Source organism: Pseudomonas guariconensis (assembly GCF_040822035.1).
Taxonomy (GTDB): Bacteria; Pseudomonadota; Gammaproteobacteria; order Pseudomonadales; family Pseudomonadaceae; genus Aquipseudomonas; species Aquipseudomonas guariconensis.
The window spans coordinates 2,819,003-2,843,339 of sequence record NZ_CP162012.1 but is presented as its reverse complement, the minus strand read 5'-3'; the positions used below and the strand labels follow the sequence as shown (position 1 = coordinate 2,843,339).

Annotated in this window: 18 protein-coding genes and 3 pseudogenes; 13 read left to right on the top strand and 8 right to left on the bottom strand. The window is 60.1% G+C overall.

Translation table 11 applies throughout. The features are described 5' to 3' along the window. Positions 1–312: 312 nt before the first annotated feature. The 6 genes from AB1N67_RS13000 to AB1N67_RS12975 form a co-directional block, all read right to left on the bottom strand. The gene (locus AB1N67_RS13000; RefSeq protein ID WP_043214230.1) at positions 313–1,098 is read right to left on the bottom strand and encodes an amino acid ABC transporter ATP-binding protein; all 786 of its coding nucleotides are present in this window, start codon (positions 1,096–1,098) and stop codon (positions 313–315) included. 24 nt (positions 1,099–1,122) lie between these two features. Next, complete coding sequence (locus AB1N67_RS12995) at positions 1,123–2,367, bottom strand: NAD(P)/FAD-dependent oxidoreductase (protein WP_367863031.1); 1,245 nt, start codon at positions 2,365–2,367, stop codon at positions 1,123–1,125. Between the two features lie 16 nt (positions 2,368–2,383). Continuing rightward, a complete protein-coding gene (locus AB1N67_RS12990) occupies positions 2,384–3,094 on the bottom strand; it encodes an ABC transporter permease (protein ID WP_070571366.1) in 711 nt (236 codons plus the stop codon). Next, positions 3,091–3,810, bottom strand: a complete 720-nt coding sequence (locus AB1N67_RS12985) for an ABC transporter permease (RefSeq protein WP_043214234.1) — start codon at positions 3,808–3,810, stop codon at positions 3,091–3,093. Before AB1N67_RS12985 ends, AB1N67_RS12990 begins: the two co-directional genes overlap by 4 nt. A gap of 128 nt (positions 3,811–3,938) precedes the next feature. Next, a complete protein-coding gene (locus AB1N67_RS12980; RefSeq protein ID WP_317847340.1) occupies positions 3,939–4,691 on the bottom strand; it encodes a transporter substrate-binding domain-containing protein in 753 nt (250 codons plus the stop codon). A gap of 26 nt (positions 4,692–4,717) precedes the next feature. Next, positions 4,718–5,590 carry a MurR/RpiR family transcriptional regulator gene (locus AB1N67_RS12975; RefSeq protein ID WP_043214236.1) on the bottom strand — a complete coding sequence of 291 codons (873 nt, stop codon included), beginning with the start codon at positions 5,588–5,590 and terminating at the stop codon, positions 4,718–4,720. Positions 5,591–5,747: 157 nt separating this feature from the next. Here AB1N67_RS12975 and AB1N67_RS12970 point away from each other — a divergent pair, with 157 nt between their 5' ends. Both AB1N67_RS12970 and AB1N67_RS12965 read left to right on the top strand, forming a co-directional pair. Further along, on the top strand, positions 5,748–6,773 hold the full coding sequence (locus tag AB1N67_RS12970; protein WP_102081890.1) for an Ldh family oxidoreductase: 1,026 nt from the start codon (positions 5,748–5,750) through the stop codon (positions 6,771–6,773). Positions 6,774–7,013: 240 nt separating this feature from the next. After that, positions 7,014–8,213 (top strand): aromatic amino acid transaminase, encoded by a 1,200-nt coding sequence (locus tag AB1N67_RS12965; protein WP_367863030.1) that lies wholly within the window; start codon positions 7,014–7,016, stop codon positions 8,211–8,213. Positions 8,214–8,392: 179 nt separating this feature from the next. Here AB1N67_RS12965 and AB1N67_RS12960 read toward each other — a convergent pair. Then, positions 8,393–8,546, bottom strand: a pseudogene (locus tag AB1N67_RS12960) (DUF899 family protein); the annotation flags it as partial. Positions 8,547–8,864: 318 nt separating this feature from the next. On the opposite strand from AB1N67_RS12960, the pseudogene AB1N67_RS12955 reads away from it, so the two are divergent. The 7 genes and pseudogenes from AB1N67_RS12955 to AB1N67_RS12925 all read left to right on the top strand — a co-directional run bounded on the left by AB1N67_RS12955 (position 8,865) and on the right by AB1N67_RS12925 (position 17,372). Next, positions 8,865–10,310, top strand: a pseudogene (locus AB1N67_RS12955) (NAD(P)/FAD-dependent oxidoreductase). Then, positions 10,307–11,161, top strand: a complete 855-nt coding sequence (locus AB1N67_RS12950) for a HemK/PrmC family methyltransferase (RefSeq protein WP_367863029.1) — start codon at positions 10,307–10,309, stop codon at positions 11,159–11,161. Before AB1N67_RS12955 ends, AB1N67_RS12950 begins: the two are co-directional and overlap by 4 nt. Before the next feature lie 18 nt (positions 11,162–11,179). After that, on the top strand, positions 11,180–12,433 hold the full coding sequence (locus AB1N67_RS12945) for an aminotransferase class I/II-fold pyridoxal phosphate-dependent enzyme (protein WP_182943109.1): 1,254 nt from the start codon (positions 11,180–11,182) through the stop codon (positions 12,431–12,433). A 66-nt stretch (positions 12,434–12,499) separates the two neighbouring features. Beyond that, the gene (locus AB1N67_RS12940; RefSeq protein WP_182943111.1) at positions 12,500–12,829 is read left to right on the top strand and encodes a chorismate mutase; all 330 of its coding nucleotides are present in this window, start codon (positions 12,500–12,502) and stop codon (positions 12,827–12,829) included. Between the two features lie 2 nt (positions 12,830–12,831). Continuing rightward, positions 12,832–14,901, top strand: a complete 2,070-nt coding sequence (gene pabB / locus AB1N67_RS12935; protein WP_367863028.1) for an aminodeoxychorismate synthase component I — start codon at positions 12,832–12,834, stop codon at positions 14,899–14,901. Further along, positions 14,898–15,770 carry a prephenate dehydrogenase dimerization domain-containing protein gene (locus AB1N67_RS12930; RefSeq protein ID WP_182943113.1) on the top strand — a complete coding sequence of 291 codons (873 nt, stop codon included), beginning with the start codon at positions 14,898–14,900 and terminating at the stop codon, positions 15,768–15,770. The genes pabB and AB1N67_RS12930 overlap by 4 nt, the downstream gene beginning before the upstream one ends. A gap of 165 nt (positions 15,771–15,935) precedes the next feature. Beyond that, positions 15,936–17,372, top strand: coding sequence for an MFS transporter (locus tag AB1N67_RS12925; protein WP_148921538.1), 1,437 nt, complete (start codon positions 15,936–15,938; stop codon positions 17,370–17,372). A gap of 4 nt (positions 17,373–17,376) precedes the next feature. Here the strand turns inward: AB1N67_RS12925 and AB1N67_RS12920 are convergent. Further along, positions 17,377–17,513: pseudogene (locus AB1N67_RS12920) on the bottom strand (precorrin-4 C(11)-methyltransferase); the annotation flags it as partial. A 235-nt stretch (positions 17,514–17,748) separates the two neighbouring features. Here AB1N67_RS12920 and AB1N67_RS12915 point away from each other — a divergent pair. The 4 genes from AB1N67_RS12915 (at position 17,749) to AB1N67_RS12900 (ending at position 24,294) form a co-directional block, all read left to right on the top strand. Next, positions 17,749–19,041: a serine/threonine transporter gene (locus tag AB1N67_RS12915; RefSeq protein ID WP_043214245.1), complete on the top strand. Its 1,293-nt coding sequence runs from the start codon at positions 17,749–17,751 to the stop codon at positions 19,039–19,041. A gap of 172 nt (positions 19,042–19,213) precedes the next feature. After that, on the top strand, positions 19,214–19,714 hold the full coding sequence (gene tpx / locus AB1N67_RS12910) for a thiol peroxidase (RefSeq protein ID WP_043214248.1): 501 nt from the start codon (positions 19,214–19,216) through the stop codon (positions 19,712–19,714). A gap of 201 nt (positions 19,715–19,915) precedes the next feature. Then, positions 19,916–21,202 (top strand): MdtA/MuxA family multidrug efflux RND transporter periplasmic adaptor subunit, encoded by a 1,287-nt coding sequence (locus AB1N67_RS12905; RefSeq protein ID WP_043214250.1) that lies wholly within the window; start codon positions 19,916–19,918, stop codon positions 21,200–21,202. After that, entirely contained in the window at positions 21,199–24,294 is a 3,096-nt protein-coding gene (locus AB1N67_RS12900; protein WP_043214252.1) for an MdtB/MuxB family multidrug efflux RND transporter permease subunit, read from the top strand. Before AB1N67_RS12905 ends, AB1N67_RS12900 begins: the two co-directional genes overlap by 4 nt. The last annotated feature ends 43 nt before the right edge of the window (positions 24,295–24,337 follow it).

Sequence of the window (24,337 nt, the reverse complement as noted above, 5' to 3'; positions counted from 1 at the left end):
TTGAGGGCTTGGAGCCCTGCGGTGACAAGGGTTTGGCGGTGGGTTAGGTCAATAATATTTAACGATGCAGTTGGGTCTTTGCATGGGTGCAATGAGTGCCGGCGGGTACAGGGGCTTGGTGGTTTGCAATACCCGCACGAGGGGGCCTTCCCGTTCCCATCTCACTAAAAACCAGCCAGCTCCATCCGGACGCCAAAAACGCGGTGGGAGCAGGTTTACCCACGAATACGACGGTGCATTCACTATCGCATTGGCGGGTGAACCCGCTCCCACAGGGGCGGTGCTTATCCAGAGAGGGAGCGCTGATGCGCGCTAGTGCAGGATTTGTTTGAGGAACGCTTGTGCCCGCTGGGTTTTCGGGTGGTTGAAGAACACCTCCGGTGGGCTGTCCTCGATGATCTGCCCGCCTTCCAGGAACAGTACGCGCTCGGCCACCTGACGGGCGAAGCCCATTTCATGGGTGACGCAGAGCATGGTCATGCCGGTACCGGCCAGTTGCACCAGCACGTCCAGCACTTCGGCGACCATCTCCGGGTCCAGCGCCGAGGTGGGTTCGTCGAACAGCATGATGCGCGGCTTCATGCACAGCGCCCGTGCGATGGCCACCCGCTGCTGCTGGCCGCCGGACAGCTGGCTGGGGTACTTGTGCGCCTGGCTCTCGATGCCGACCTTGCTCAGGTACATGCGCGCCCGTTCCTCGGCGTCCTTGCGCGACAGACCGCGTACGCTGGTGGGGGCGAGCAGGCAGTTGTCCAGCACGCTCATGTGCGGGAACAGATTGAAGTGCTGGAACACCATGCCGATCTCGCTGCGCACCTGGGCGGCCTGGCGGCTGGTGGCGGCCAGGTCCGTGCCGGCTACGTGGATGCTGCCCTGTTCGGCGATCTCCAGACGGTTGATGCAGCGAATCAAAGTCGACTTGCCCGAGCCTGAGGGGCCGCAGAGTACGATGCGCTCGCCTTCGCGGACCTGCAAGTTGATGTCGTGCAGCACATGGAAGGCGCCGTAGTGCTTGTTCAGGCCCTCGATGCGGATCAGCACTGGGCGCGCGTCGGGTTCGGGGGTGACACTGGCAAGGCTCAGAGAGGCGGCGGTCATCTTGTTGTTCTCCCGCGTGGATGTTTAGTCGAAGCGTGCGGCGCTGTAAGGCGACGGGTCGGTGAAAGGCGCCTGGCCTGTGACCAGTTCGGCCAGCAGGCGGCCAGTGACCGGGCCCAGGGTCAGGCCGTGGTGGGCGTGGCCGAAGTTGAACCACAGGTTCTTATGCCGTGGCGCCGGGCCAATCACCGGACGCATGTCCGGCAGGCAGGGGCGCCGGCCGAGCCACGGACGGTCGTCCAGGCGCTCGCCCAGGGCCGGGAACAGCTTGCGAGCCAGGGCTTCGCAGCGCCCCAGCTGGATCTCGTTGCCGGGGGCATCGTGGGCGGCGAACTCGATCCCGGTGGTCAGGCGTACGCCACGCGCCATCGGAGCCAGAACGTAGCCACCTTGGGTGTCGCAGACCGCGTGGGCCAGTTCGGCGCCGTCCCGGGTGCTGTAATGCATGTGATAACCGCGCTTGATCGCCAGCGGGAAGCGATAGCCCAGGGGCTCGAACAGGTCGGCCGACTGCGGACCCAGGCAGGCCACCACCTCGTCGGCAATGACCGGGCCGCGGCGGCTGTTCACCTGCCACTGGGTGCCGACCTGACGCAGGCTGCGGGCATCGCCATGGATGAACTGCCCGCCGCGCTGGATGAACAGGGCGGCATAGCCGCGCGTCAGGCCGCCGGGGTTGTTGACGGTCTTCGGGTCCAGCCAGTGAATGCCGCCGATCACATCACCCTCGAGCTGTTGCTCCCGGGCTTGCAGTTGGTCGCGTTCGAGAATCTCGTACTTCAGGTTGTAGCGGGCAAGGCCGTGCAGGTCGGCCTTGGCCTGGGCGAACAGGGCAGGGTCGCGGTAGACCTCGATCCAGCCCTTGGCCTGCACCAGTGCGCCAAGGCCTGCGGCGTCGATCAGGGCGTCGTGCTCTTCGACGCAGCGTTGCACCAGCGGCAGCATGTCGGCGGCGGCACTGGCCAGGCGGCCCGGCGCGGACTGCTGCCAATAGCGCAGCAGCCAGGGGGCGGCCTTGGGCAGGTGCAGGAAGCTGTAGCGCACGTCGGGTTGGCGGTTAAGTCCGTAGCGCAGCAAGGCGCCCAGGTTGCGAGGAAACGCGTAGGGGATGACGCTGGAGCGTTCGATCAACCCGGCGTTGCCATGGCTGGTGCCGCTGCCCGGCTCGTCGCGGTCGATCAGGATGACCTGGCGGCCTCGGGCCTGAAGGTGCAGGGCGGTACTGACGCCGACGATACCGGCGCCCAGAACGATGGTTTGGCAATGCATGGAGCGTATCCTTCGGTCAGTTCAGGTGGCGGCCCAGGCGGGCTTCCAGGTGTTTCAGGGCGCGGCGGACGATCTCCACGATCACCAGGTAGAGCACTGCGGCCCACAGGTAGATCTGGAAGTCGAAGCTGCGCGAGAACGCCAGCTTGGTCACGCCCATCAAGTCGTAGATGGTCACCAGCGAGGCGATGGCGCTGGCCTTGATCATCAGGATCAGTTCGTTGCCCAACGGGCCGATGGCCACCAGTAGCGATTGCGGCAGGATGACCTTGAAGAAGGTGGTCGAGCGCTTGAGGCTCAAGGCCCGCGCCGCTTCGTATTGGCCGGGGGCCACGGCCATCAGGCTGCCGCGGAAGATCTCCGCCTGATAGGCGGCGGTGTTCAAGGTGAAGGCCAGCAGCGTGCAGTACCAGGCTTCGCGGAAGAACCACCACAGGCCCATGTCCTGCCAGAAGCCCTTGAGCGAGCCCAGGCCGTAGTACAGCAAGAACAGCTGCGCGAGCAGGGGCGAGCCGCGGAAGAAGTACACGTAGCCCGCCGACAGGCGCTGCAGCACGCGGCTTTGGGACATGCGCGCCAGGGCCAGTAGCAGCCCGAGCACCGCGCCCAGGCTGAAGGAGATCGCCACCAGCTTGGCGGTCACCAGCAAGCCGTCGATGAAGCGCGCGCCGTAGCGTTCGAGCAGGTCGGGGTCGAGCACCATGGCCAGCAGTTGTTCGAAGCTCATGCCCGGGCTCCTTGCAGGTGACGGTTGCAGCGTCGTTCGATGAAGGCAAAGACCCGCCCCGACAGTGCCGAGAACAGCAGGTAGCCCAGGCAGGCGACGCCATAGAAGAACATCGGTTCCTTGGTGACACTGACCGCCAGGTTGGTCTGGCGCATCAGGTCGACCAGCGAGATGGTCGACACCAGCGAGGTGTCCTTGAGCAGGGACAGCCAGTTGTTCGACAGCCCAGGCAGGGCGATGCGGGTCAGTTGTGGCAGCACCACCTTGAAGAATCCGGTGCGTTTGCTCAGGCCCAGGGCCGAACAAGCCTCCAGCTGGCCTTTGGGCAGCGTCTTGAAGGCGGCCAGCCAGATTTCGCTGGAAAACGCGGCGAACACCAGGCTGAAGGCGATCATCGCGGCGAGGAAGGTGTTGATCAGCACCTCGCCTTCATAGCCCATCGCCGCCAGCAGCTTCTGTGCGGCGATCTGGCAGCCGTAATAGATGATCAGCAGTGTCAACAGCTCCGGCAGGCCGCGAAACACCGTGGAGAAACTGGTGGCCCAGGCGCGTGCAGCGCGCTTGCGCGAGCGCGCGGCGAGGGCCACGAGCAGGCCCAAGGGCAGACCGATGGGCAGGCAGGCCAGGGCCAGCGACAGGGTCACCAGGGCGCCGGCGAGCAGCGCCTGACCCCAGCCACCGCTGGCGAACGACAGCAAAGACAGTTGATCGAGCATGGAGGAGACTCCTCAGCGACATCGATATCGAAAGGCAACAGCGATCCTGTGGGAGCGGGCTTGCCCGCCAATACGTCGGTGAGTCCACTGCCGTATCCGCAGGTAAACCCGCTCCCGCAGGCGTCAGGTCAGTTGTAGATGTCGAAGGCGAAGTACTTGCTGGCGATCTTTTGGTAGGTGCCGTTGGCGACGATTTCGGCCAGCGCCTTGTTCAGACGCTCGCGCAGGGCGACGTCGTCCTTGCGTACGGCGATGGCGGCGTCGGCCTTGGTGCCGTTGACGTCACCCAGGACCTTGCAGCAGTCCTGGCCGTTCTTGTTCATCCACTCGTGCAGCGGGAACTTGTCGGCGATTACCCCGTCCAGGCGGCCGGCGGCCAAGTCGGCGTTGGCTTCGTCCATGGTCGGGTAGAGCTTCACGTCGGCGCCGGCCTTGGCGTAGACGTCTTCGGCGTAGATGGCCTGGGTGGAGGACGACTGGGCCCCGACGGTGTAGCCCTTGAAGTCGGCCTGGGCGTCCTTGATCGGGCTGTCCTTGGCCACGGCGACGGTCAACGGGGTGCGGTAGTAGTGGTTGGTGAAGGCGATCTTCTTGCGTCGCTCCTCGGTGTCGATCATCGAGGCGACCACAGCATCGTATTTGCGGGCCATCAGGGCCGGGATGATGCCTTCCCAGTCCTGCGCCACCAGGGTGCATTCGACTTTCATCTGCGCGCACAGGGCGTTGGTGATGTCGATGTCGAAGCCATGCAGCTTGTTATCGGCATCGACATAGTTGAAGGGCGGATAGGCGCCCTCGGTCGCGAAGCGCAGGGTCTCGGCGCTGGCCGCGCCAGTCAGCAACAGGGCGCACACACCCACCACGGACAGGGTCTTTTTCATCTAACACCTCTGGACTTTCACTCTTGCTATTGTTGTTTTCCCGTTGGCCACGAGGTGTAGCCGACGAATGCGTTATGTAGAGCGGCAGTTGCTTCCAAGCGTCTTTCAACATCAGGTCCCAGCTTCCTGCAGACCTCGTTGACCATCAGGTGCACCCACGACAGCATTGCCGAGGTGGACTCCCAGAAGAGGTTGAATTCGGTGGGGATGCGGAACACCTCGTCGGCGTTGGCATCGGCCCAATCACAGAAGGTGTCGGTCACCAGGGTGACCGGAATGCCCGCTTCGCGTGCTTTGCTGCACAGCAGCAGGGCATGGCGGGAGTAACGGCGCGCCTCGAACACCACCAGGGCACTGTCCTGGGCAGGGCCCAGCAGCACGTCGCCGAAATGCCCGGCGCTGCCATCGACCAGCTGCACGCCATCACGCAGGTATTGCAGCAAATGGCTCATGCACATGGCCACGCCGCGCTCGGTCTGGAAACCTGCGATGAACACGCGGCGCTTGCTCGCCAGGCGCTGGGCGACCTGTTGCCAGGCCTGGCTGCGGCGGTACTCATGCACGCGCACCAATGCAGCGATTTCAAGGTCAAGACTGCCGGAGCTCTCGCTGTCGTCCTCGCCTTGGCGATACTCTTGCAGGCGATCTCCCACTAGCCAAGGGCCGTCCCCCAGGTCGTTCTGCAGGTCTTGCTTGAGCGCCTTGAGGTGGGCATAACCCAGGGAGCGACAGAAACGCCCGACACTGGATTCGCTGACGCCAAGCTTGGTCGCGATGCTGGCCGACGTCTGGAACGGCAACTCGTGCAGGTTGGCGAGCATGTAGCTGGCGATCTTGCGGCCCGAGGCTGCGGCGCTTTGCAGGCTGCTCTCGAGGCGTTGCTTGATCGGTTGGCTCATGGTCGACTCCGGGATGGGTGAGGCTTGCGATAGAAAATGGATGTTTTCTGTCATCAAGTCAACAATTGACAGATAGCTGTCATTCGCGGGATAAGTTTTGCCATTGCTTGCGCTGTAGCCATTCCACGTCCAAGAAGTACAAGAACAGGAGCTCCAGATGTCCGCACCTTCCGTAAGCCCCGTCGTGCGCGTGCCTTTCGCCGAGCTGCAGGCGTTGTTGCAACGCATCCTGCAGCGTCATGGTTGTGCCGAGCCGGTCGCCGCGGCGCTGGCTTACAACTGCGCCAGCGCCCAGCGCGATGGCGCCCACAGCCACGGGGTATTTCGTATTCCCGGTTATGTCTCGACCTTGGCCAGTGGCTGGGTCAACGGGCGCGCCGAGCCGCAGGTGAGCGATCTGGCCCCTGGCTATGTGCGGGTCGACGCCGGTGGCGGTTTCGCCCAGCCGGCGCTGGCCGCAGCGCGGCCTTTGCTGGTGGAAAAGGCGCGCAAGGCTGGCATCGCGGTACTGGCGATCCACAACTCGCATCACTTCGCAGCGCTCTGGCCGGACGTGGAACCGTTCGCCGACGAGGGGCTGGTGGCCTTGAGCGTGGTCAACAGCATGACTTGCGTGGTGCCCCATGGCGCACGCAAGCCTCTGTTTGGCACCAACCCGATCGCCTTTGCCGCGCCTTGCGCCGGGCACGATCCGATCGTCTTCGACATGGCCACCAGCGCCATGGCCCATGGTGATGTACAGATCGCCGCGCGGGCCGGCGAGCAACTGCCGCCGGGCATGGGTGTGGATGCCCAGGGTCAGCCGACCTGCGACCCCAAGGCGATTCTCGAAGGTGGCGCACTGCTGCCGTTTGGCGGGCATAAGGGCTCGGCGCTGTCGATGATGGTCGAATTGCTGGCAGCGGCCTTGACCGGTGGGCATTTCTCCTGGGAGTTCGACTGGTCCGGGCATCCGGGGGCGAAGACGCCTTGGACTGGGCAATTGATCATCGTCATCGACCCGACCAAGGCCGAAGGGCAACGCTTTGCCCAGCGCAGCCGAGCGCTGGTCGATCACATGCAGGAAGCAGGGCTGACCCGCATGCCAGGGGAACGGCGCTACCGTGAGCGCGAGGTGGCGCAGCGTGAAGGGGTGGCGCTGACCGAGCAGGAGCTGCAGGGGCTCAAGGCTTTGGCGGACTGAACGCGCCCGGGCCGGCCTTCGCGGATACAACCGCTGCTTTCACAGGGCTTGCGCAAGCCCCTGTGGGAGCGGGTTCAACCGCAAAAGGGGCAGCGCTGATGCCGAGTCAAAGGTGCGGCCCAGGGCTCCGTGCAAGGCTGCATTGAACACCTTGCACATCAGTGATGTTCCTCACGCCTCACTGAGGGTATTCTCGGGGCAGCATTTCCCGAACTGTCCTGATCCAAGGAGCTGTGCGCTGTGTTCAAACATGTCGATGCCTATGCCGGCGACCCGATTCTCTCGCTGATGGAGACCTTCAAGGCCGACCCCCGTGCCGACAAGGTCAACCTGAGTATCGGCCTGTACTACGATGAAGCCGGCGTGGTGCCGCAACTGGCGGCAGTGGGCGAGGTGGAAAAGCGCCTGGCCGACCAGCCCCACGAAGCCTCGCTGTACCTGCCGATGGAAGGCTTGGGCAGCTATCGCCAGGCGATTCAGGCGCTGATGTTCGGTGCCGATCATCCGGCCGTGACCGGCGGGCGCGTGGCCACCGTGCAGACCGTCGGCGGCTCCGGCGCCCTGAAAGTCGGCGCCGACTTCCTCAAGCGCTACTTCCCGCAGTCCGAGGTCTGGGTGAGCAACCCGACCTGGGATAACCACCGCGCGATCTTCGAAGGTGCGGGCTTCAAGGTCCACACCTACCCGTACTTCGACCCGACCACCCGTGGCGTGGACTTCGCCGGCATGCTGGCGTGCCTGCAAGGCCTGGCGCCCAACAGCATCGTCCTGCTGCACCCGTGCTGCCACAACCCCACCGGCGTCGACCTGAACCAGAACCAGTGGCAGCAAGTGGTGGAAGTGGTCAAGGCGCGTCAGCTGATTCCGTTCCTCGACATCGCCTACCAGGGCTTCGGCGAAGGCTTGGTGGAAGACGCCTACGCGATCCGCGAAATGGCCCGTGCCGGCGTGCCGTGCCTGGTCAGCAACTCCTTCTCCAAGATCTTCTCGCTGTACGGCGAGCGGGTAGGGGGGCTGTCGGTGGTCTGCGATGACGAAGCCACCACCGCAAGCGTGCTGGGCCAGCTCAAGGCCACCGTGCGCCGCAACTACTCCAGCCCGCCCTGCCATGGCGCGCAACTGGTGGCCGGCGTGCTGGGCGATGCCGAGCTCAACGCCCAATGGGTGGCTGAGGTCGAGGTGATGCGCAAGCGTATCCTCGACATGCGCCAGGGTCTGGTCGACCTGCTGGGCGAATTGCTGCCGGGCCAGGACTTCCAATTCTTCCTGCGCCAGCGCGGCATGTTCAGCTACACCGGTTTCAGCGTCGCCCAAGTGCGTCGCCTGCGTGACGAGTTCGGCGTCTACCTGATCGACAGTGGTCGGGTGTGCATGTCCGGCCTGCGTCCGGCTAACCTGCGTCGGGTGGCCGAGGCGTTTGCGGCTGTGCAGCAGGGTTGAGACCCTGAAGGGCACCTGCTTGGTGTCCGGTAGGCTGTTCGCCTGAAACAAGGGGCCTTCACGTCAGGCCCCTAGTTCATTCACCTCACCGTCGTTGTTCCGATGGAACCTACTCAGCCGGGCAGCTCCCGCTCGTTGCTCCTGCTCATATAGGGCTCGTCGTTTTACTACACGGTGCGGTCGGTGGTGATGCTCACGGCGAAGTCCTCGTTGAAGCGGCTGCCGTTGGACGAAAACCAAGGGACGCGCCAGCCCATACGCCGGCGAACATAGGATGCCCGATACCGCCGCCATCGACACATCGCGGTGCGCCCAGTGCAGGTTGGCACAATCTCATAAGGTTAATTTGCGTTGTTAGCAATGCAGCCCACGCTTCCAATTCATGGGGGCGGAAGATTTTTAAGTTTTCTATTTTTAGAAAAGTATTTTGAATTTTATTGAATGTGGCGCAAGTGCTTTTCAAGTATTTTGAGCGTTATTGCACGTAATGTTTAGTTGGTAATTCGATGTGTGGGATGTCGCCTGCTAGGTAATGGGAAGATTCGCTAGTTGCGCTCCGGTGTCTGGCGCCTATCATGAAATGGCGTAATTAATTCGAAGGCTTATTGGGGCGTATTCTTCCGATAAGTTTCGAACTCGCCATTTTCCTTGATGGGGCAAAATATGGTGTATGACGTCATAGTTGTAGGGGCGGGAGCTATCGGTGGCTCTATTGCCTATGAACTCTCTACGCGGGGTCTAAATGTGTGCAGGGTCGGCGAGACCGACCGGGTGAATGCTGCATCCAAAGCCGCCGGAGCAATGAATGGGTGTTTTGGCGAGGTGACCAGCGGCCTTCTTGCCAGCGAATATGGACGCCTCAAACTGCGCATGGATCGCCAAGCGCAAGATCTCTGGCCCGCGTGGGCGGAGCGTTTGGCCCGCTCAGCGGGAAATAACCAGCCCTTGTTCACTGCCATTGGCACTCATGTTCTGCTTAACAGTGCAGGGATGGACTAGGTCGACTCCGTCAATTACGAAGTCATTGAACACACCCTTCAGGAGCATGAGGAGCCTTACGAGTCCATCGAGCCCAGTGCCCTGGCGTGGCTTAGCCCCAACCATCTGGTACGCCCACTGCGTGGTTTGTTCATCCCGAACGAACACTCAGTAAACGCCCACCTGCTACTGGAAAAGCTGGATGTCGCATTGCTGGCTGAGGGCGGTACCTTGAGGCGCGAAAACGCCAGGCGAGTGTTGGCCGAAGGTGGGGCCGCCGCTGGAGTCGAACTCAGCAATGGTGAGGTTCTGCGTGGGGAAAAAGTCGTGGTGGCCGCCGGCGTACAATCGTTGGAGTTGCTTAGGGATTTTGATCATTTTGTAAAAAAGATACCGCCGTTGTTCAGTGGATACGGTGTTTCCATTTTGGTGAAGCTGCCTGACCATCTATCCCTACCGGACTCAGTGATACGTACACCTAATCGTGCCTTCGCTTGTGGCTTGCACTGCGTACCCCGAGGCGACGGCGTATTGTACCTAGGGGCTACCAACATTCTTTCCGAAAGGCCGAAGCAACAGGCATTGGTTTCAGACGTTCAGTTCCTGCTCGATTGTGCTGTGGATCAATTGAACCTTGACTTGCATGATGCCGAAATCATATCCATCCAGATTGGGAACCGACCGATTCCTGCCGATGGCTTTCCGTTAATTGGTGAGTGCGGAATGGAGGGTTTGTGGCTGGCGACGGGTACCTATCGTGATGGATTGCACCAATCCCCATTGTTGGCAAGTTACATCGCGGACTACCTCACAGGCGTGCCTAACACCGGCCTGGATTTGAGTGCGTTTAGCCCCGTCCGTGCCCCCCTGGCAGGCCTGGCCCGTGAAGAGACCGTCAAGGAAACGGTCAAACAAATGTTTGCCACCGGCTATGAATATCGCTGGAACGTAAAGCCTTACTGGCTGCCACTGCTCGACAAAGCGTTGTCGGGTAATTATCAGAAGCTAATTTCTGACTTACACCCATCCTACACGCCACCGCCGGAATTGGTTGCGTTTTCTTATCTTTATGAGTCCATGCGGGTAAAACTTTCTCGGTACTATGAGGAATGGTCATGATCCTGGATGAACTAGAGCAGCAAGCAGTGGCTCGTGCGCGGCAGTTGCTTAAGGAGGCAAATGTTTGGGATCTGGATGATGACTTAAATTGTCTGGTCGACCGTTTTCTCATACGTGCCAATAGAAAACGCGCGCTTGATGAGTTCATGGTAGCTGTCAGTGAGCGATGCAATCGTGTCCCCTTGGGACATATTGTCGGGGGGGTGGTGTTTGATGAGTTGCCGCTGGTGGTCGGCAGCGGTGTGTTCATCCCTCGAACCCATAGCACGGTTATCCATAAGTGGCTGAGCGGTGGGCAAGTGGGCAGGGGCGCCCACGTTCTGGACTTGTGTGCCGGAAGCGGCGCGATTGGCTTGGCAATCGCTCGACGCAGGCCCGATTTGGTAGTCACTTGCGTGGAATTTGACGAGGTCGCTCTTCAGTACCTGAATCGCAACGTTGCCCGCATGGCGGTAAAAGGCATAAAGGTCCAAGCCCTGCAGGCAGACATTCGCGATAAATCGGCCTTTTCCCCATTCACCCGTCGGGTAGGACTGATTGTGGCCAACCCACCTTACGTCCCCGAAGGCCTTGAATTGTTGCCAGAGTGGAGCAGTCATCACCCGCAAGCATCGGTCTATTCAGGGGGGGATGGCCTTGACCTCATACGGCAAATTATCAGTTTGGCTGTTGATTTGCTGACGCCTCAAGGGTGGCTGGTCATCGAACATGGTGAGGATCAAGGCCAAGCCGTACGTCAGTTATTTGAGCAACACGGCCTAACGGAGGTTCGGACCATTGTGGATCAGTCAGTGTCCGATAGCACCGGCAGTTCAGTCATGTCCGTTGGTCGTTGGTCCACTGATTTTTGAACAAAGGGAGTTGGGGCAATGGGTACGGATATCGGGCGGGATTGGATGACAATCCGTCGTGACAATACCACTGGCGCACTAGTCACTGCATATGAAGAGGGCCTGACAGGTTTTACCGTTGCCAGCCGGGAGGGCAAACGTGTCACATTACAAGGCGGCGACACGTTCACCGAGTTTGTGTCGTGTTCCTACCTCGGTCTTGAAACTCATCCAGCCTTGATAGAAGCGGCACGTCAAGCCATGGTGGTCGGGGGATTGCATTTATCCTCGTCCCGCAGTGCCATGCGACCGATCTACCTTCCGCAGCTCGAATCTTTGCTAGGTTCCATTTATCAAGGTTGCGGGGTCAGTGTCTTTACTTCGACCAGCAGCGTGCACCTTGGCGTTTTACCCCTGCTTGGCAGCGGCTCATTAAAAGGCTATCCGATTCAGCGGCGCGTGCACTGGCTACTCGACAAGACAGCCCATGCCTCTATGCAGGTGCTTCGAGGGGTTCTCCAGCAGTTCGGTGAAGTTTCCCGGGTGCAGTCTACCGACCCGGAGTCAATGAGGGCTGCGTTGAAACGCTGTATCGAGCGTCAGGAAACCCCGATCTTGTTAATCGACGGAATCGGTTCGATGAGTGGTTTGGTGCCGATAGCAGAGCTCTCTTGCCAGTTGGAACAGGCCGGTGGCTATCTTTATGTGGATGATGCCCATGGCATCTCCATTACCGGCCGGCATGGTGCTGGCTATGCCTTTGACTCGGTAGCACATGTATTGCCGTCAAACATGGTGCTGGCTGGCTCAATGTCCAAAGCGTTTGGTGGGGCCGGCGGGTTTGTTGTGCTGGCCAATCAACGTGATATTGAATCAATACAGACCCTCGCCAACCCACTGATATTTGGCCACTCGATCATGTTGCCCATGCTGGCGGCAAATGTTGCTGCGGCAAAGATCCACCTCAGCGAAGAGATCGCTGTGTTGCAACAGCGCCTGTGGAAAAACGTGCGTCTTTTTGATGTTGTCACCGGTAATCGCATGCTCAATGCGGGTATCCAGTCGCCCGTCAGGGGCGCGCTTTTCGAAACGGAAGAGACGGGTATAAAAGCGGCCAGAATCCTGCGCGCCAACGGCGTGCTGCTATTTCCAGTGTTCTATCCAATCATCGCCAAAGGCAAAGCGATGCTGCGTTTCGCGATATCTGCCGACCACGGTGAAAGCGACATCCGTCAATTAGGAAACGCCTTGAACGAGATCATACAAGCAGGTCTGTGGCCGTCAGGTGATTGAGCAAGTTTCTCAGGGCTGACGATCAAAGGACTGCTATTTCGTGGCGCATTAATAGGGGATTTGAGAATGACAAAACAGGGACGGTTTTCTCCACCCGATACATCAGCTATTTTGCAAACACAGCGTGATCAGTTGGACTCGATCAACAGTCAGATGGTTGATCTATTGAGCGAGCGTATGCGGGTTTGCATGGATATTGCGGAACTCAAGGCTGTGCATGGTATTCCGATGATGCAGCCACAGCGCATTTCCCAGATTCTCGGCCATCTCAAGGAGCAGTCATTGCAGGTCGGCTTGAATTCTGCGTATGTCGAGTCAATTTTCAAGCTTATTATCGAGGAGACGTGTGTACAGGAAGCCCGGCTGATCAGTCAACGCCTGATTCAGGGAAATTAGTCATGAAGATATTGCTGATTGATAACTTTGACTCGTTTACTCAAAATATTGCCCAGTACTTATATGAGTTGACTGGGGTGTGTGTTGATGTGGTGACCAATACAGTCCCCTATAGGGAACTGAACATTGAAAACTACGATGCCGTGGTGCTTTCGCCTGGTCCTGGGCATCCGGGCTCTAGCCTGGATTTCGGTGTGTGTGGCGATGTCATTCTCCAATCGCCGGTCCCCCTGCTTGGGATTTGCCTGGGGCATCAAGGAGTTGTGCAATTCCTCGGCGGGACGGTCACTCACGCCCCTAAGCCGGTACATGGTTACCGCAGCCGTATCACCCATATAGGGACAGGACTGTTCCGTGATCTGCCGGAACAGTTCGACGTGGTCCGTTACCACTCATTGGCGTGCACGCACTTGCCAGACGAATTGCACTGCACCGCGTGGACGGATGATGGAGTGATCATGGCAATTGAGCACATCAATCGACCGGTCTGGGGGGTGCAGTTCCATCCTGAGTCCATCGACTCCGAGTATGGACATGCGTTACTTGGTAATTTTGTGCGAATGGCGCTGGAGTACAACAGCATTCATCATTTGCATTCGGGGAACGGCGTTAGGCGCCAGTCAGCAAAAGACGCCTTTTTCTCTGTCGGTGGCGTGTCGAATATGCAGTTGGTGTATCGAGAGTATCCCGGGACCTTCACACCACTGGCTTTGTTTTCGCAGTGCTATGCCACTGACCGGTATGCTTTCTGGCTCGACAGCGAACACTCGGAAAGACCCAACGCCCGATACTCCATCATGGGCAGCGGCCAGGCTCAGGGAGCCATCCGTCTTGAGTACAGCGTTAACCATGAGCGCCTCACCCTGGAGGGCCCCAAAGGGCGTCTTCAGGTAGAAGGCGATTGTTTCACGTTGATCGACCAGATCATCGAATCGGTGCAATTGACAATGCCACAGGACCTGCCATTTACCTTCAAGGGTGGTTTCGTAGGATACCTGGGTTATGAGTTGAAAGCATTGGTGGGCGGACGCAAAGCCTATTGTTCGGAGTATCCTGACGCCAGCTTCATTTTCGCACCGCATTTCTTCGTCTTCGACCACCACTGCCAAAAACTGTACGAGTGTCTAATCGGGGAAGTTGGCCAACGGCTCGAATGGCCGCGATTGCCCCCAGCTTTGTTGCCTGAGGAGCGGATTGCAAGTGAACATCAGCCGTTCGTGCCAGGGGCAGTGAATGAACTCGAGCTGCTCCTTGAAGATGATCCACAGGATTATATCCGTAAGATCGAGCGGTCGCTGCAATACATTATTGATGGTGAATCCTATGAAATATGTCTGACCAATCGGGCCAGGATGGCTTATCACGGTGCACCGCTCAATGCTTACCAGAGGATGCGCGAGGCGAGCCCCGTACCCTATGGCGCGTACTTGATGTTTGACCAGTTCTCGATATTAAGCGCCTCACCTGAAACCTTCCTCAGTATTGACGACAGCGGTCTGATTGAGTCCCGGCCAATCAAGGGAACGCGCGCACGAGGCAACGACGTCGATGAGGATCTACGATTGCGCGAAGATTTGGCTGTCTCAGCCAAGGATCGCGCTGAAAACCTGATGATTGTCGATTTGGTTCGTCATGATTTGAATCATGTCTGCCGTCCAGGCAGCGTGCATGTTCCGGACATTTTCTCGGTCGAAAGTTTTTCCTCTGTGCATCAGCTGGTTTCGACAGTACGCGGGCAGTTGGCGCCCGGTGTATCAACTGTCGAAGCTATCAGGGCCTGTTTCCCTGGGGGGTCGATGACCGGCGCTCCGAAAAAACGCACCATGGAAATCATTGATACTTTGGAAACATCGGCTCGGGGCGTTTACGCCGGGGCACTGGGCTGGATTTCGTTTAGTGGTGGAGCGGAGTTGAGTGTCGTCATTCGTACGGCAGTTTTAAAAAATCACCAGGCTGAGTTTGGTATCGGCGGCGCCATCGTCGCGCATTCCGATCCGCACCAGGAACTCGAAGAGATCCTGGTGAAGGCCAGTGTCCCTTATTACAGCTTTGTCGCCGGGAGCGAACAATGAAGGACAACACAGTTGTCGTGCTAGGGGGCGCCGGCCTCGTGGGTTCGTTTATCTGTCGTGTTCTCAACCCGTACGGTTACCACACCAAAGTACTGGATTGTCGTCCTGGCGGCGTTGGGAATGAGTACTACGAAGTGGATGTGAACGACGCATTCAGCAACAGCGGACATATATTCCGCGGTACGATGGCCGTGGTTTTTGCGTTGCCTGAACGTGTGGCAATCCGTGCCATTCCCTGGGTCCTTCAGGCGGTTTCCTCAGACGTTGTATTTATGCCCTCCTGCTCGGTACAAAGTCCTTTCTACAACGCCTTGAAAGTTTTGTCTCCCCACCAACAGTTCATCGGCATTAACCCGATGTTTTCGCCCAACCTCTCGGTCCAGGGGCGGACGGTGGCTATCTGTATGGAGGACAACAACGCATCGGTAACCTTCATTGAACAACACCTGGCAGAGGCAGGTATGAAGACCCGGCGCATGACGCCTGCTGCCCATGACGAATTGATGGCGCTTTGTCAGTCGTTACCTCATGCCGCCATTCTTGGGTTCGGCATGGCCTTGGTGCAGTCTTCGGTGGACTTGGCGCTCGTCGAGGAAGTCATGCCGCCTCCAATGCGTACCATGATGGCGCTGCTGTCTCGCCTTCTGGTCAACTCACCGGAGTTGTACTGGGACATACAGCTGGAAAATGATCAAGCTTGTCGCCATCGCGAGGCACTGGTTCAAGGCGTGGAGCGCTTGATGAACAATGTCGGAAGTCGAGACTACGAATGTTTCAAAGGTGATTTGCAAGTTATTTCTAACGCTTTGGGCAAACGTCTTGATACCGGGGCCGTGGACTGTCAACAGATTTTTTCTCTGCTGAGCTGAAACGTCGCGTCCGAAACTAATGGGACGTCGCTTTAAGTGAACATCACAGCGAGTGTGCGTGTCTGTGATTTTCTGCCTGATTACGGAACTCTTTAAATGTCATCGATAACTGAAGTAAGGCAGCCAGGGCCTCGGTCCAATCGCTGGCTGGGTCTGGCGGTATTGATGTTGCCGGTATTACTGGTGACGGTGGATAACACCGTCCTGGGTTTCGCGCTGCCGAAGATTGCCGAGGCGCTTCACCCCACTGCCAGCCAGCAATTATGGATGATTGATGCCTACTCGTTGGTGCTGGCCGGGTTGCTGGTATCCATGGGCAGCCTGGGAGACCGGATAGGTCATCGTAAACTGCTGCTGGTCGGGTCCCTGGGTTTTGCCATCACGTCCATCATGACCGCCTACTCCAGCAGTGCCGTGCAGTTGATTGGCGGGCGGGCTTGTATGGGGATCTTTGGCGCCATGCTGATGCCTTCGACACTGGCATTGATCCGGTCGGTCTTCGAGGACCGGGAAGAGCGGCGCCTGGCTGTCGCCATCTGGGCAACCACCTTGACGGTGGGTTCGGCGCTCGGCCCTTTGATTGGTGGCGTGCTGCTGGAGTTTTTCAGTTGGGGGGCGATCTTCCTGCTGGCGGTGCCGATACTGATGCCGCTGCTGATCCTCGGGCCATGGTTGTTGCCCGAGTCAGAACCTGATGCGTCCGGTCCCCTTGATCCTTTGAGTATCCTGCAGTCAATGGTTGCCCTGGGGGCGCTGGTCTATGGCATCAAGCACGTAGCCGGCGAAGGCGTGAACAGTCTGGCTATGACAGCCTTTGTCGTCGGCGCGGCAAGTGGCTGGCTGTTTGTGCGGCGTCAACTGCGGCTGCCGGTTCCCGTGATGGACCTGGCGCTATTTCGCAACAAGACGTTCAGCGGTTCTGTCGTCATCAACCTGATGAGTTTGGCCTTCCTGATCGGCTTTGTCTTTTTCGCCACGCAGTTCTTGCAAATCGTTTTGCGTATGTCTGCGCTCAATGCCAGCTTGGCATTGGTGCCTGGACAAGTCTTGGCGATTATCGTAGGGATGCTGGTGGTACCCGTTGTTCAACGGGTACCGGTGCCTGTGTTGGTGCCCGTACTGCTAGCGTTTACCGGTGCCGCGTTTTTACTGGTTGCCAGTCTTGGCGCTAGCCTGACGGTCGTGGTAGTCGCCTTTGCCTTATTGAATATTGGCGTGGGAGCAATTGCCACGGTGTCCAATGACGTGATTCTGTCGGCTGCCCCGCCCGCCAAGGCGGGAGCGGCATCGGCGATCAGCGAAACGGCCTATGAAGTGGGGGTGGTGCTGGGGACGGCGGTATTGGGAGGTTTGGTTACCGCCCACTATCGCGGAGCTCTAGATTTGCCGGCGTTTCTCACGCCGATACAAGAGCACCTCGCCAGCGAAACATTGGCCGGCGCCCATGCCGTAGCGGCGGCACTGACAGGCGATCAGGCCAGCGAGTTGATGAGCATCGCCGTGAATGCCTTTGAAGGAGGCATTGGCTTGATGTCATGGGTGACATTCGCCCTGGCTGTGATGGCCATTGTCATTGCTCGCTGGACGCTGAGAGTGAGTTAGGATCCTGGCCTTGGTCGTGCGCCTGCTTGAGCGCCGCGATGTGCGCTATCGAATGCAGCTCGGCGCTGTTGATGAGCGCCTCGGCGCAATGCCTTTCGAGCAGGCCGGTACCAGAGAATCGGCATGGATGATAACCGGACAGCGATGGGCCGTATTCCCGCGATTGTTTTTCGACGTGCAACCGTCGACGTTTGGCGGGTGATGCCGCGTTTCGGAGAATTCCTACCTGATAGGTGCAACCGTCTGTAGGGCGGGGCTATGCAAGTGCAACCCAATCAGCGCACAATCGCGCCCCTCTTTTCGGTTGAGGTGTGCGAAGCCTTCTGTTTCGCCGCTCTCAGCCTGTTGCAGTCTTGCGAGTGGAGTTGCACCCGGAATGAATGAGCAGGCCCCAAGCGTTGAACAACGCTTCGAAGAATCGACCCCAGCCACCCTCGGCAGCTGGTCGCGACAAGACACCACCTGGATGCTGGGCCTGTTCGGCACGGCAATCGGCGCCGGAACCTTGTTCCTGCCGATCAACGCCGGCCTTGGCGGCTTCTGGCCGCTGCTTATCCTGGCCGTACTGGCCTTCCCGATGACCTATTACGCTCACCGCGGACTGACCCGTTTCGTGCTCTCCGGGCGCAGCGGCGGCGACATCACCGAGGTGGTCGAAGAGCACTTCGGCATCAAAGCCGGCGCGCTGATCACCGTTCTGTACTTCTTCGCCATCTTCCCGATCCTGCTCATCTACAGCGTCGCTCTGACCAACACCGTCAGCAGCTTCATGGAGCACCAGCTGCACATGACTCCGCCACCGCGGGCGCTGTTGTCGTTCCTGCTGATCTTCGGCTTGCTGCTGATCGTGCGCTGCGGCGAACAGGCGACGGTCAAGGTCATGAGCCTGCTGGTCTACCCATTCATCGTCGCCCTGGCGCTGCTGGCCCTGTACCTGGTACCGCACTGGAATGGCGGCATCCTCGACAGCGCAGGCCAACTGCCGTCGGGTTCGGCCTTCCTGCATACGATGTGGTTGGCGATCCCGGTGATGGTGTTCTCTTTCAACCACTCGCCGATCATTTCAGCCTTTGCGGTCGACCAGAAACGCCGCTACGGCGAGCACGCCGACGAGCGCAGCGGGCAGATCCTGGCGCGCGCTCACCTGCTGATGGTGGCGATGGTGCTGTTCTTCGTCTTCAGCTGCGTGCTGACCCTCAGCAGTGCCCAGCTCGCCGAGGCCAAGGCACAGAACCTGTCGATCCTGTCGTACCTGGCCAACCATTTCAGTAACCCGGCCATTGCCTTCGCCGCGCCGTTGATCGCTTTCATCGCCATCGCCAAATCCTTCCTGGGCCACTACATCGGCGCCAGCGAGGGTCTCAAGGGCATCATCGGCAAGGCTGGCCTGCGCCCAGGTGCCAAGGCCATGGACCGTGTGGTCGCTGCGCTGATGCTGGTGGTGTGCTGGGTCGTCGCGACCCTCAACCCAAGCATCCTGGGCATGATCGAGTCCCTTGGCGGCCCGATCATCGCTGCGCTGCTGTTCTTGATGCCGATGTACGCCATCCGCCGTGTGCCGGCGATGCGCAAGTACAGTGGAGCAATGTCCAACGTCTTCGTCGTGGTGCTGGGCCTGGTGGCCATGTCCTCGGTGGTCTATTCGGTGGTCGATAGCCTGCTGGGCTGACCTGCCGACACTGTATAAAGAGAAAGGCCCGGATGGTTTGTCGCCATTTGGGTCTTTTTATTGTCCACAAAAAAATCCTGGAATTAGAACAATTTAACTTTTCCGATAGGCACTTGCGCGCCTTCATGCTTAACTCAGTGTCCTTTTCAAAACCCCGCATAAGGATCTCGTCATGGCTCAAGTGACTCTCAAAGGCAACCCGGTACAGGTCAAAGGCAATCTGCCGCAGGTCGGCGCCCAGGCACCGGCGTTTTCCCTGGTCGGTGAAGGCCTGGCCGACACCTCGCTGCAGAACTTCGCTGGCAAGCGCAAGGTGCTGAACATCTTCCCGAGCGTCGACACCCCGACTTGCGCCACCTCCGTGCGCAAATTCAATGCCCAGGCCAACGACGTGGCCAACACCGTGGTGCTGTGCATTTCTGCCGACCTGCCGTTCGCCCAGGCGCGTTTCTGCGGTGCCGAAGGCCTGGAGAACGTGAAGAACCTGTCGACCCTGCGTGGTCGCGAGTTCCTCGAAAACTACGGCGTGGCCATCGCCGACGGCCCGCTGGCCGGCCTGGCTGCCCGTGCAGTGGTGGTGCTGGATGAAAACGACAAGGTCCTGCACAGCGAATTGGTTGGCGAAATCGCTGACGAGCCGAACTACGATGCGGCGCTGGCCGTGCTGAAGTAAACAGGCCGGGGGCTGTGTGCCCCAGCGGTCACACGTTGTAACGGCCTGGAGCGATCTCCAGGCCGTTTTCATTTAAAGTTCAGCATCTTGGCAACGTAAGCCGAAGGTAAATGCCTGGTAAAGGTCCTTTGCTAATACGGTGTCAGTGCTTATCGTTCATCCTCCCCAGTCGTCATTTCCTGAACAAGGTTCGTTCAACCCATGCAATCTTCCGTTTCTCGTTCCCCGCGTCGCTGGCTCGTCGGCCTGCTGATCCTGCTGCTGGTGGCCCTCCTGGCCTGGTGGCTGTGGCCTGCAGCTACGCCTGATACGGCGAAGCCGGGCGGACGGCCCGGCAAAGGCATGGGCATGGGCATGGGGCGTCCGGGCTTCGGTGGTTCCACCGATCCGGTACCGGTGCGTGTGGAGCCCGTGCATGTCGGCGATTTCCCGCTGTACTACAAGGCTTTGGGCACTGTGACGGCAACCAATACCGTCAACGTCCGTAGCCGGGTGGCCGGTGAGCTGGTCAAGATTCACTTCAAGGAAGGCCAGCAGGTCAAGGCCGGCGATCTGCTCGCTGAAATCGACCCGCGTCCTTACCGCATCGCCCTGCAGCAGGCAGAAGGCACCCTGGCGCAGAACCAGGCCCAGCTGAAGAACGCCCAGGTCGATCTGGCCCGTTATAAAGGCCTGTATGCCGAAGACAGCATCGCAAAGCAGACCTTGGACACTGCCCAGGCCCAGGTCGCGCAGTTCCAGGGTTTGGTCAAGACCAACCAGGCGCAGGTCAACGATGCTCGCTTAAACCTGGACTTCACCCAGATCCGCGCCCCCATCAGTGGCCGGGTAGGCCTGCGCCAGCTGGACTTGGGTAACCTGGTGGCCGCCAACGACACCACCGCCCTGGTGGTGATCACCCAGACCGAGCCGATCAGCGTGGCCTTTACCTTGCCCGAGACCGAGCTTTCCACCGTGCTCGAGCGCTACCGCAGCGGCGCGACCCTGCCAGTCGAGGCCTGGGACCGCAGCGACAGCAAGCTGCAGTCCACCGGTGTGCTGGGCAGTCTGGACAACCAGATAGACACCACCACTGGCACCCTGAAGTTCAAGGCCCGCTTCGATAACAAGGACCAGGCCCTGTTCCCCAATCAGTTCGTCAACGTGCGCCTGTTGGCCGATACCCTCAAACAGGTGCTGCTGGCCCCATCCGCAGCCATCCAGTTTGGCAATGACGGCACCTTCGCCTATGTGGTCAACGCCCAGAGCACGGTCAATATCCGCAAGCTCAAGGTCGGCCCCAGCGACGGTGAGCAGAGCGTAGTGCTCGAAGGCCTGGCCGCCGGTGATCGCCTAGTGCTCGAGGGCACCGACCGTCTGCGCGAAGGCAGCAAGGTGGAGGTCGTCCAAGACAGCTCTCAGGTGCCGACCACTCCCGGGCAGCATCTGCAAGGCCAGGACGCCAAGGGCTCGGCCCAGGCTGGTGAGTCGAGCAAGGCGGGCGCATGAACCTCTCGCGCCTGTTCATCCTCCGCCCGGTCGCCACCACGCTGAGCATGCTGGCCATCGTCCTGGCCGGCCTGATCGCCTACAAGCTGTTGCCGGTCTCGGCCTTGCCCCAGGTCGATTACCCGACCATCCGGGTCATGACCCTGTATCCCGGCGCCAGCCCCCAGGTCATGACCAGCGCAGTCACGGCCCCCCTGGAGCGTCAGTTCGGTCAGATGCCAGGCCTGACGCAAATGGCCTCCACCAGCTCCGGCGGGGCCTCGGTGCTGACCCTGCGCTTCAACCTCGACATGAACATGGATGTCGCCGAGCAACAGGTCCAGGCGGCGATCAACGCGGCCAACAACCTGTTGCCCAGCGATCTGCCGGCGCCACCGGTGTACAACAAGGTCAACCCGGCCGATACCCCGGTGCTGACCCTGGCCATTTCCTCCAAGACCATGCCACTGCCCAAGCTCAACGACCTGGTCGATACCCGGGTGGCGCAGAAGATCGCCCAGATCAGCGGGGTGGGCATGGTCAGCATCGCCGGCGGTCAGCGTCAGGCGGTGCGTATCAAGGTCAATGTCGATGCCTTGGCGGCCAACGGCCTGAACCTGGACGACGTGCGCACTCTGATCGGCGCCTCCAACGTCAACCAGCCCAAGGGCAACTTCGACGGCCCGACGCGGGTGTCGATGCTCGACGCCAACGACCAACTGCGCTCACCCGAGGAGTACGCCAACCTCATCCTGGCCTACAACAACGGCGCGCCCTTGCGTCTGAAAGATGTCGCCGAGATCGTCGACGGCGCCGAGAACGAGCGCCTCGCAGCCTGGGCCAACGAGAACCAGGCGGTGCTGCTGAACATCCAGCGTCAGCCGGGTGCCAACGTCATCGAAGTGGTCGACCTGATCAAGGAAATGCTGCCCTCGATCACCGATAACTTGCCGGCCGGCCTGGATGTCACCGTTCTCACCGACCGTACCCAGACCATTCGTGCCGCCGTCAAGGACGTGCAGCACGAACTGTTGATCGCCATCGCACTCGTGGTGATGGTCACGTTCGTGTTCCTGCGCCGTTTCAGCGCCACCCTTATCCCGTCGATTGCCGTGCCGCTGTCTTTGATCGGCACCTTCGGCGTGATGTACCTGGCCGGTTTTTCGGTCAACAACCTCACATTGATGGCCCTGACCATTGCCACCGGCTTTGTGGTGGACGATGCGATCGTGATGCTGGAGAACATCTCCCGGCATATCGAAGAGGGTGAGACGCCGATGCAGGCGGCGCTCAAAGGTGCCCGTCAGATCGGTTTCACCTTGGTCTCGCTGACGTTCTCGCTGATCGCGGTGCTGATCCCGCTGCTGTTTATGGCTGACGTGGTCGGCCGGCTGTTCCGCGAGTTCGCCATCACCTTGGCGGTGGCGATCCTGATTTCCCTGGTGGTGTCCCTGACCCTGACCCCGATGATGTGCGCTCGGCTGCTCAAGCGTGAGCCCAAGGATGAAGAGCAGGGGCGCTTCTACCGTGCCAGTGGCGCCTGGATCGACTGGCTGATCGAACGCTACGGCCGAGGCCTGCAATGGGTGCTCAGGCACCAGCCGCTGACTTTGCTAGTGGCGGTGGCAAGCCTGGTGCTGACGGTGTTGCTGTACGTCATCGTGCCCAAAGGGTTCTTCCCGGCGCAGGATACCGGCGTGATCCAGGGGATCTCCGAAGCGCCCCAGTCCACCTCGTTCGCCGCCATGAGCGAGCGCCAGCAGGCGCTGAGCCAGGTGATCCTCAAGGACCCGGCGGTCCAGAGCCTTTCCTCCTACATCGGCGTGGATGGGGACAACGCCACGCTCAACAGCGGTCGCTTGCTGATCAACCTCAAGCCACACGGCGAGCGGGATGTCACTGCCAGCGAGGTCATCGACCGCCTGCAGCCGCAGGTCGACAAGCTGGTGGGGATCCGCCTGTTCATGCAGCCCGTGCAGGACCTGAGCATCGAAGACCGGGTCAGCCGTACGCAATACCAGTTCAGCCTCTCTTCGCCCGACGCCGACCTGCTCGCCGAGTGGAGTGGCAAGTTGGTCCAGGCCCTGCAGCAGCGGCCGGAGCTACAGGATGTGGCCAGCGACCTGCAGGACAAGGGCCTGCAGGTGTACCTGGTGATCGATCGCGACATGGCCAGCCGCCTGGGCATCAGCGTGTCGCAGATCACCAACGCCCTGTACGACGCTTTCGGTCAGCGGCAGATTTCCACCATCTATACCCAGGCCAGTCAGTACCGCGTCGTGCTGCAGTCGCAGACCGCCTCGACCATTGGCCCGCAGGCACTGGAGTCGATCCACGTCAAGGCCACCGATGGCGGCCAGGTACGTCTGTCGGCCCTGGCAAGGATCGAGCAGCGTCAGGCGCAGCTGGCGATCTCCCATATCGGTCAGTTCCCGGCCGTGATGATGTCGTTCAACCTGGCCCATGGCGCGTCCCTGGGCGAAGCGGTCAAGGTCATCGAGCAGGTACAGCAGGAAATCGGGATGCCCCTGGGCGTACAGACTCGCTTCCAGGGTGCCGCCGAAGCTTTCCAGGCGTCGTTGTCGAGCACATTGCTGCTGATTCTTGCAGCGGTGGTCACCATGTATATCGTGTTGGGCGTGCTCTATGAGAGTTACATCCACCCGGTGACGATTCTCTCGACCCTGCCGTCGGCGGCGGTCGGTGCCTTGCTGGCCTTGATCCTGAGCGGCAACGACCTGGGGATGATCGCCATCATCGGCATCATCCTGCTGATCGGTATCGTCAAGAAGAACGCCATCATGATGATCGACTTCGCCCTGGAGGCCGAGCGCAACCAGGGCATGGCCCCGCGCGATGCCATCTACCAGGCGGCGCTGTTGCGTTTCCGGCCGATCCTCATGACCACCCTGGCAGCGCTGTTCGGTGCCGTGCCCTTGATGCTTGCCACCGGTTCCGGCGCCGAGCTGCGCCAGCCCCTGGGCCTGGTGATGGTGGGTGGGCTGCTGGTCAGCCAGGTGCTGACGCTGTTCACCACGCCGGTCATCTACCTGTATTTCGACCGTCTGGCCCGCCGCTTTGGCAAGCAGGGTTTGACGCAGGAGGCAGCATGATCGGCGGCGACGCTCTTTCTCCTAGCGTGCAGCTCGTGGCTTG

Bases quoted from the DNA above. Each gene is read 5' to 3' on its own strand.
- AB1N67_RS12980 (WP_317847340.1), bottom strand. From the start codon at position 4,691: ATGAAAAAGACCCTGTCCGTGGTGGGTGTGTGCGCCCTGTTGCTGACT.
- AB1N67_RS12900 (WP_043214252.1), top strand. From the start codon at position 21,199: ATGAACCTCTCGCGCCTGTTCATCCTCCGCCCGGTCGCCACCACGCTG.
- AB1N67_RS12945 (WP_182943109.1), top strand. From the start codon at position 11,180: ATGGGTACGGATATCGGGCGGGATTGGATGACAATCCGTCGTGACAAT.
- tpx (WP_043214248.1), top strand. From the start codon at position 19,214: ATGGCTCAAGTGACTCTCAAAGGCAACCCGGTACAGGTCAAAGGCAAT.
- AB1N67_RS13000 (WP_043214230.1), bottom strand. From the start codon at position 1,098: ATGACCGCCGCCTCTCTGAGCCTTGCCAGTGTCACCCCCGAACCCGAC.
- AB1N67_RS12990 (WP_070571366.1), bottom strand. From the start codon at position 3,094: ATGAGCTTCGAACAACTGCTGGCCATGGTGCTCGACCCCGACCTGCTC.
- pabB (WP_367863028.1), top strand. From the start codon at position 12,832: ATGAAGATATTGCTGATTGATAACTTTGACTCGTTTACTCAAAATATT.
- AB1N67_RS12925 (WP_148921538.1), top strand. From the start codon at position 15,936: ATGTTGCCGGTATTACTGGTGACGGTGGATAACACCGTCCTGGGTTTC.
- AB1N67_RS12905 (WP_043214250.1), top strand. From the start codon at position 19,916: ATGCAATCTTCCGTTTCTCGTTCCCCGCGTCGCTGGCTCGTCGGCCTG.
- AB1N67_RS12995 (WP_367863031.1), bottom strand. From the start codon at position 2,367: ATGCATTGCCAAACCATCGTTCTGGGCGCCGGTATCGTCGGCGTCAGT.
- AB1N67_RS12985 (WP_043214234.1), bottom strand. From the start codon at position 3,810: ATGCTCGATCAACTGTCTTTGCTGTCGTTCGCCAGCGGTGGCTGGGGT.
- AB1N67_RS12940 (WP_182943111.1), top strand. From the start codon at position 12,500: ATGACAAAACAGGGACGGTTTTCTCCACCCGATACATCAGCTATTTTG.
- AB1N67_RS12950 (WP_367863029.1), top strand. From the start codon at position 10,307: ATGATCCTGGATGAACTAGAGCAGCAAGCAGTGGCTCGTGCGCGGCAG.
- AB1N67_RS12930 (WP_182943113.1), top strand. From the start codon at position 14,898: ATGAAGGACAACACAGTTGTCGTGCTAGGGGGCGCCGGCCTCGTGGGT.
- AB1N67_RS12975 (WP_043214236.1), bottom strand. From the start codon at position 5,590: ATGAGCCAACCGATCAAGCAACGCCTCGAGAGCAGCCTGCAAAGCGCC.
- AB1N67_RS12915 (WP_043214245.1), top strand. From the start codon at position 17,749: ATGAATGAGCAGGCCCCAAGCGTTGAACAACGCTTCGAAGAATCGACC.
- AB1N67_RS12970 (WP_102081890.1), top strand. From the start codon at position 5,748: ATGTCCGCACCTTCCGTAAGCCCCGTCGTGCGCGTGCCTTTCGCCGAG.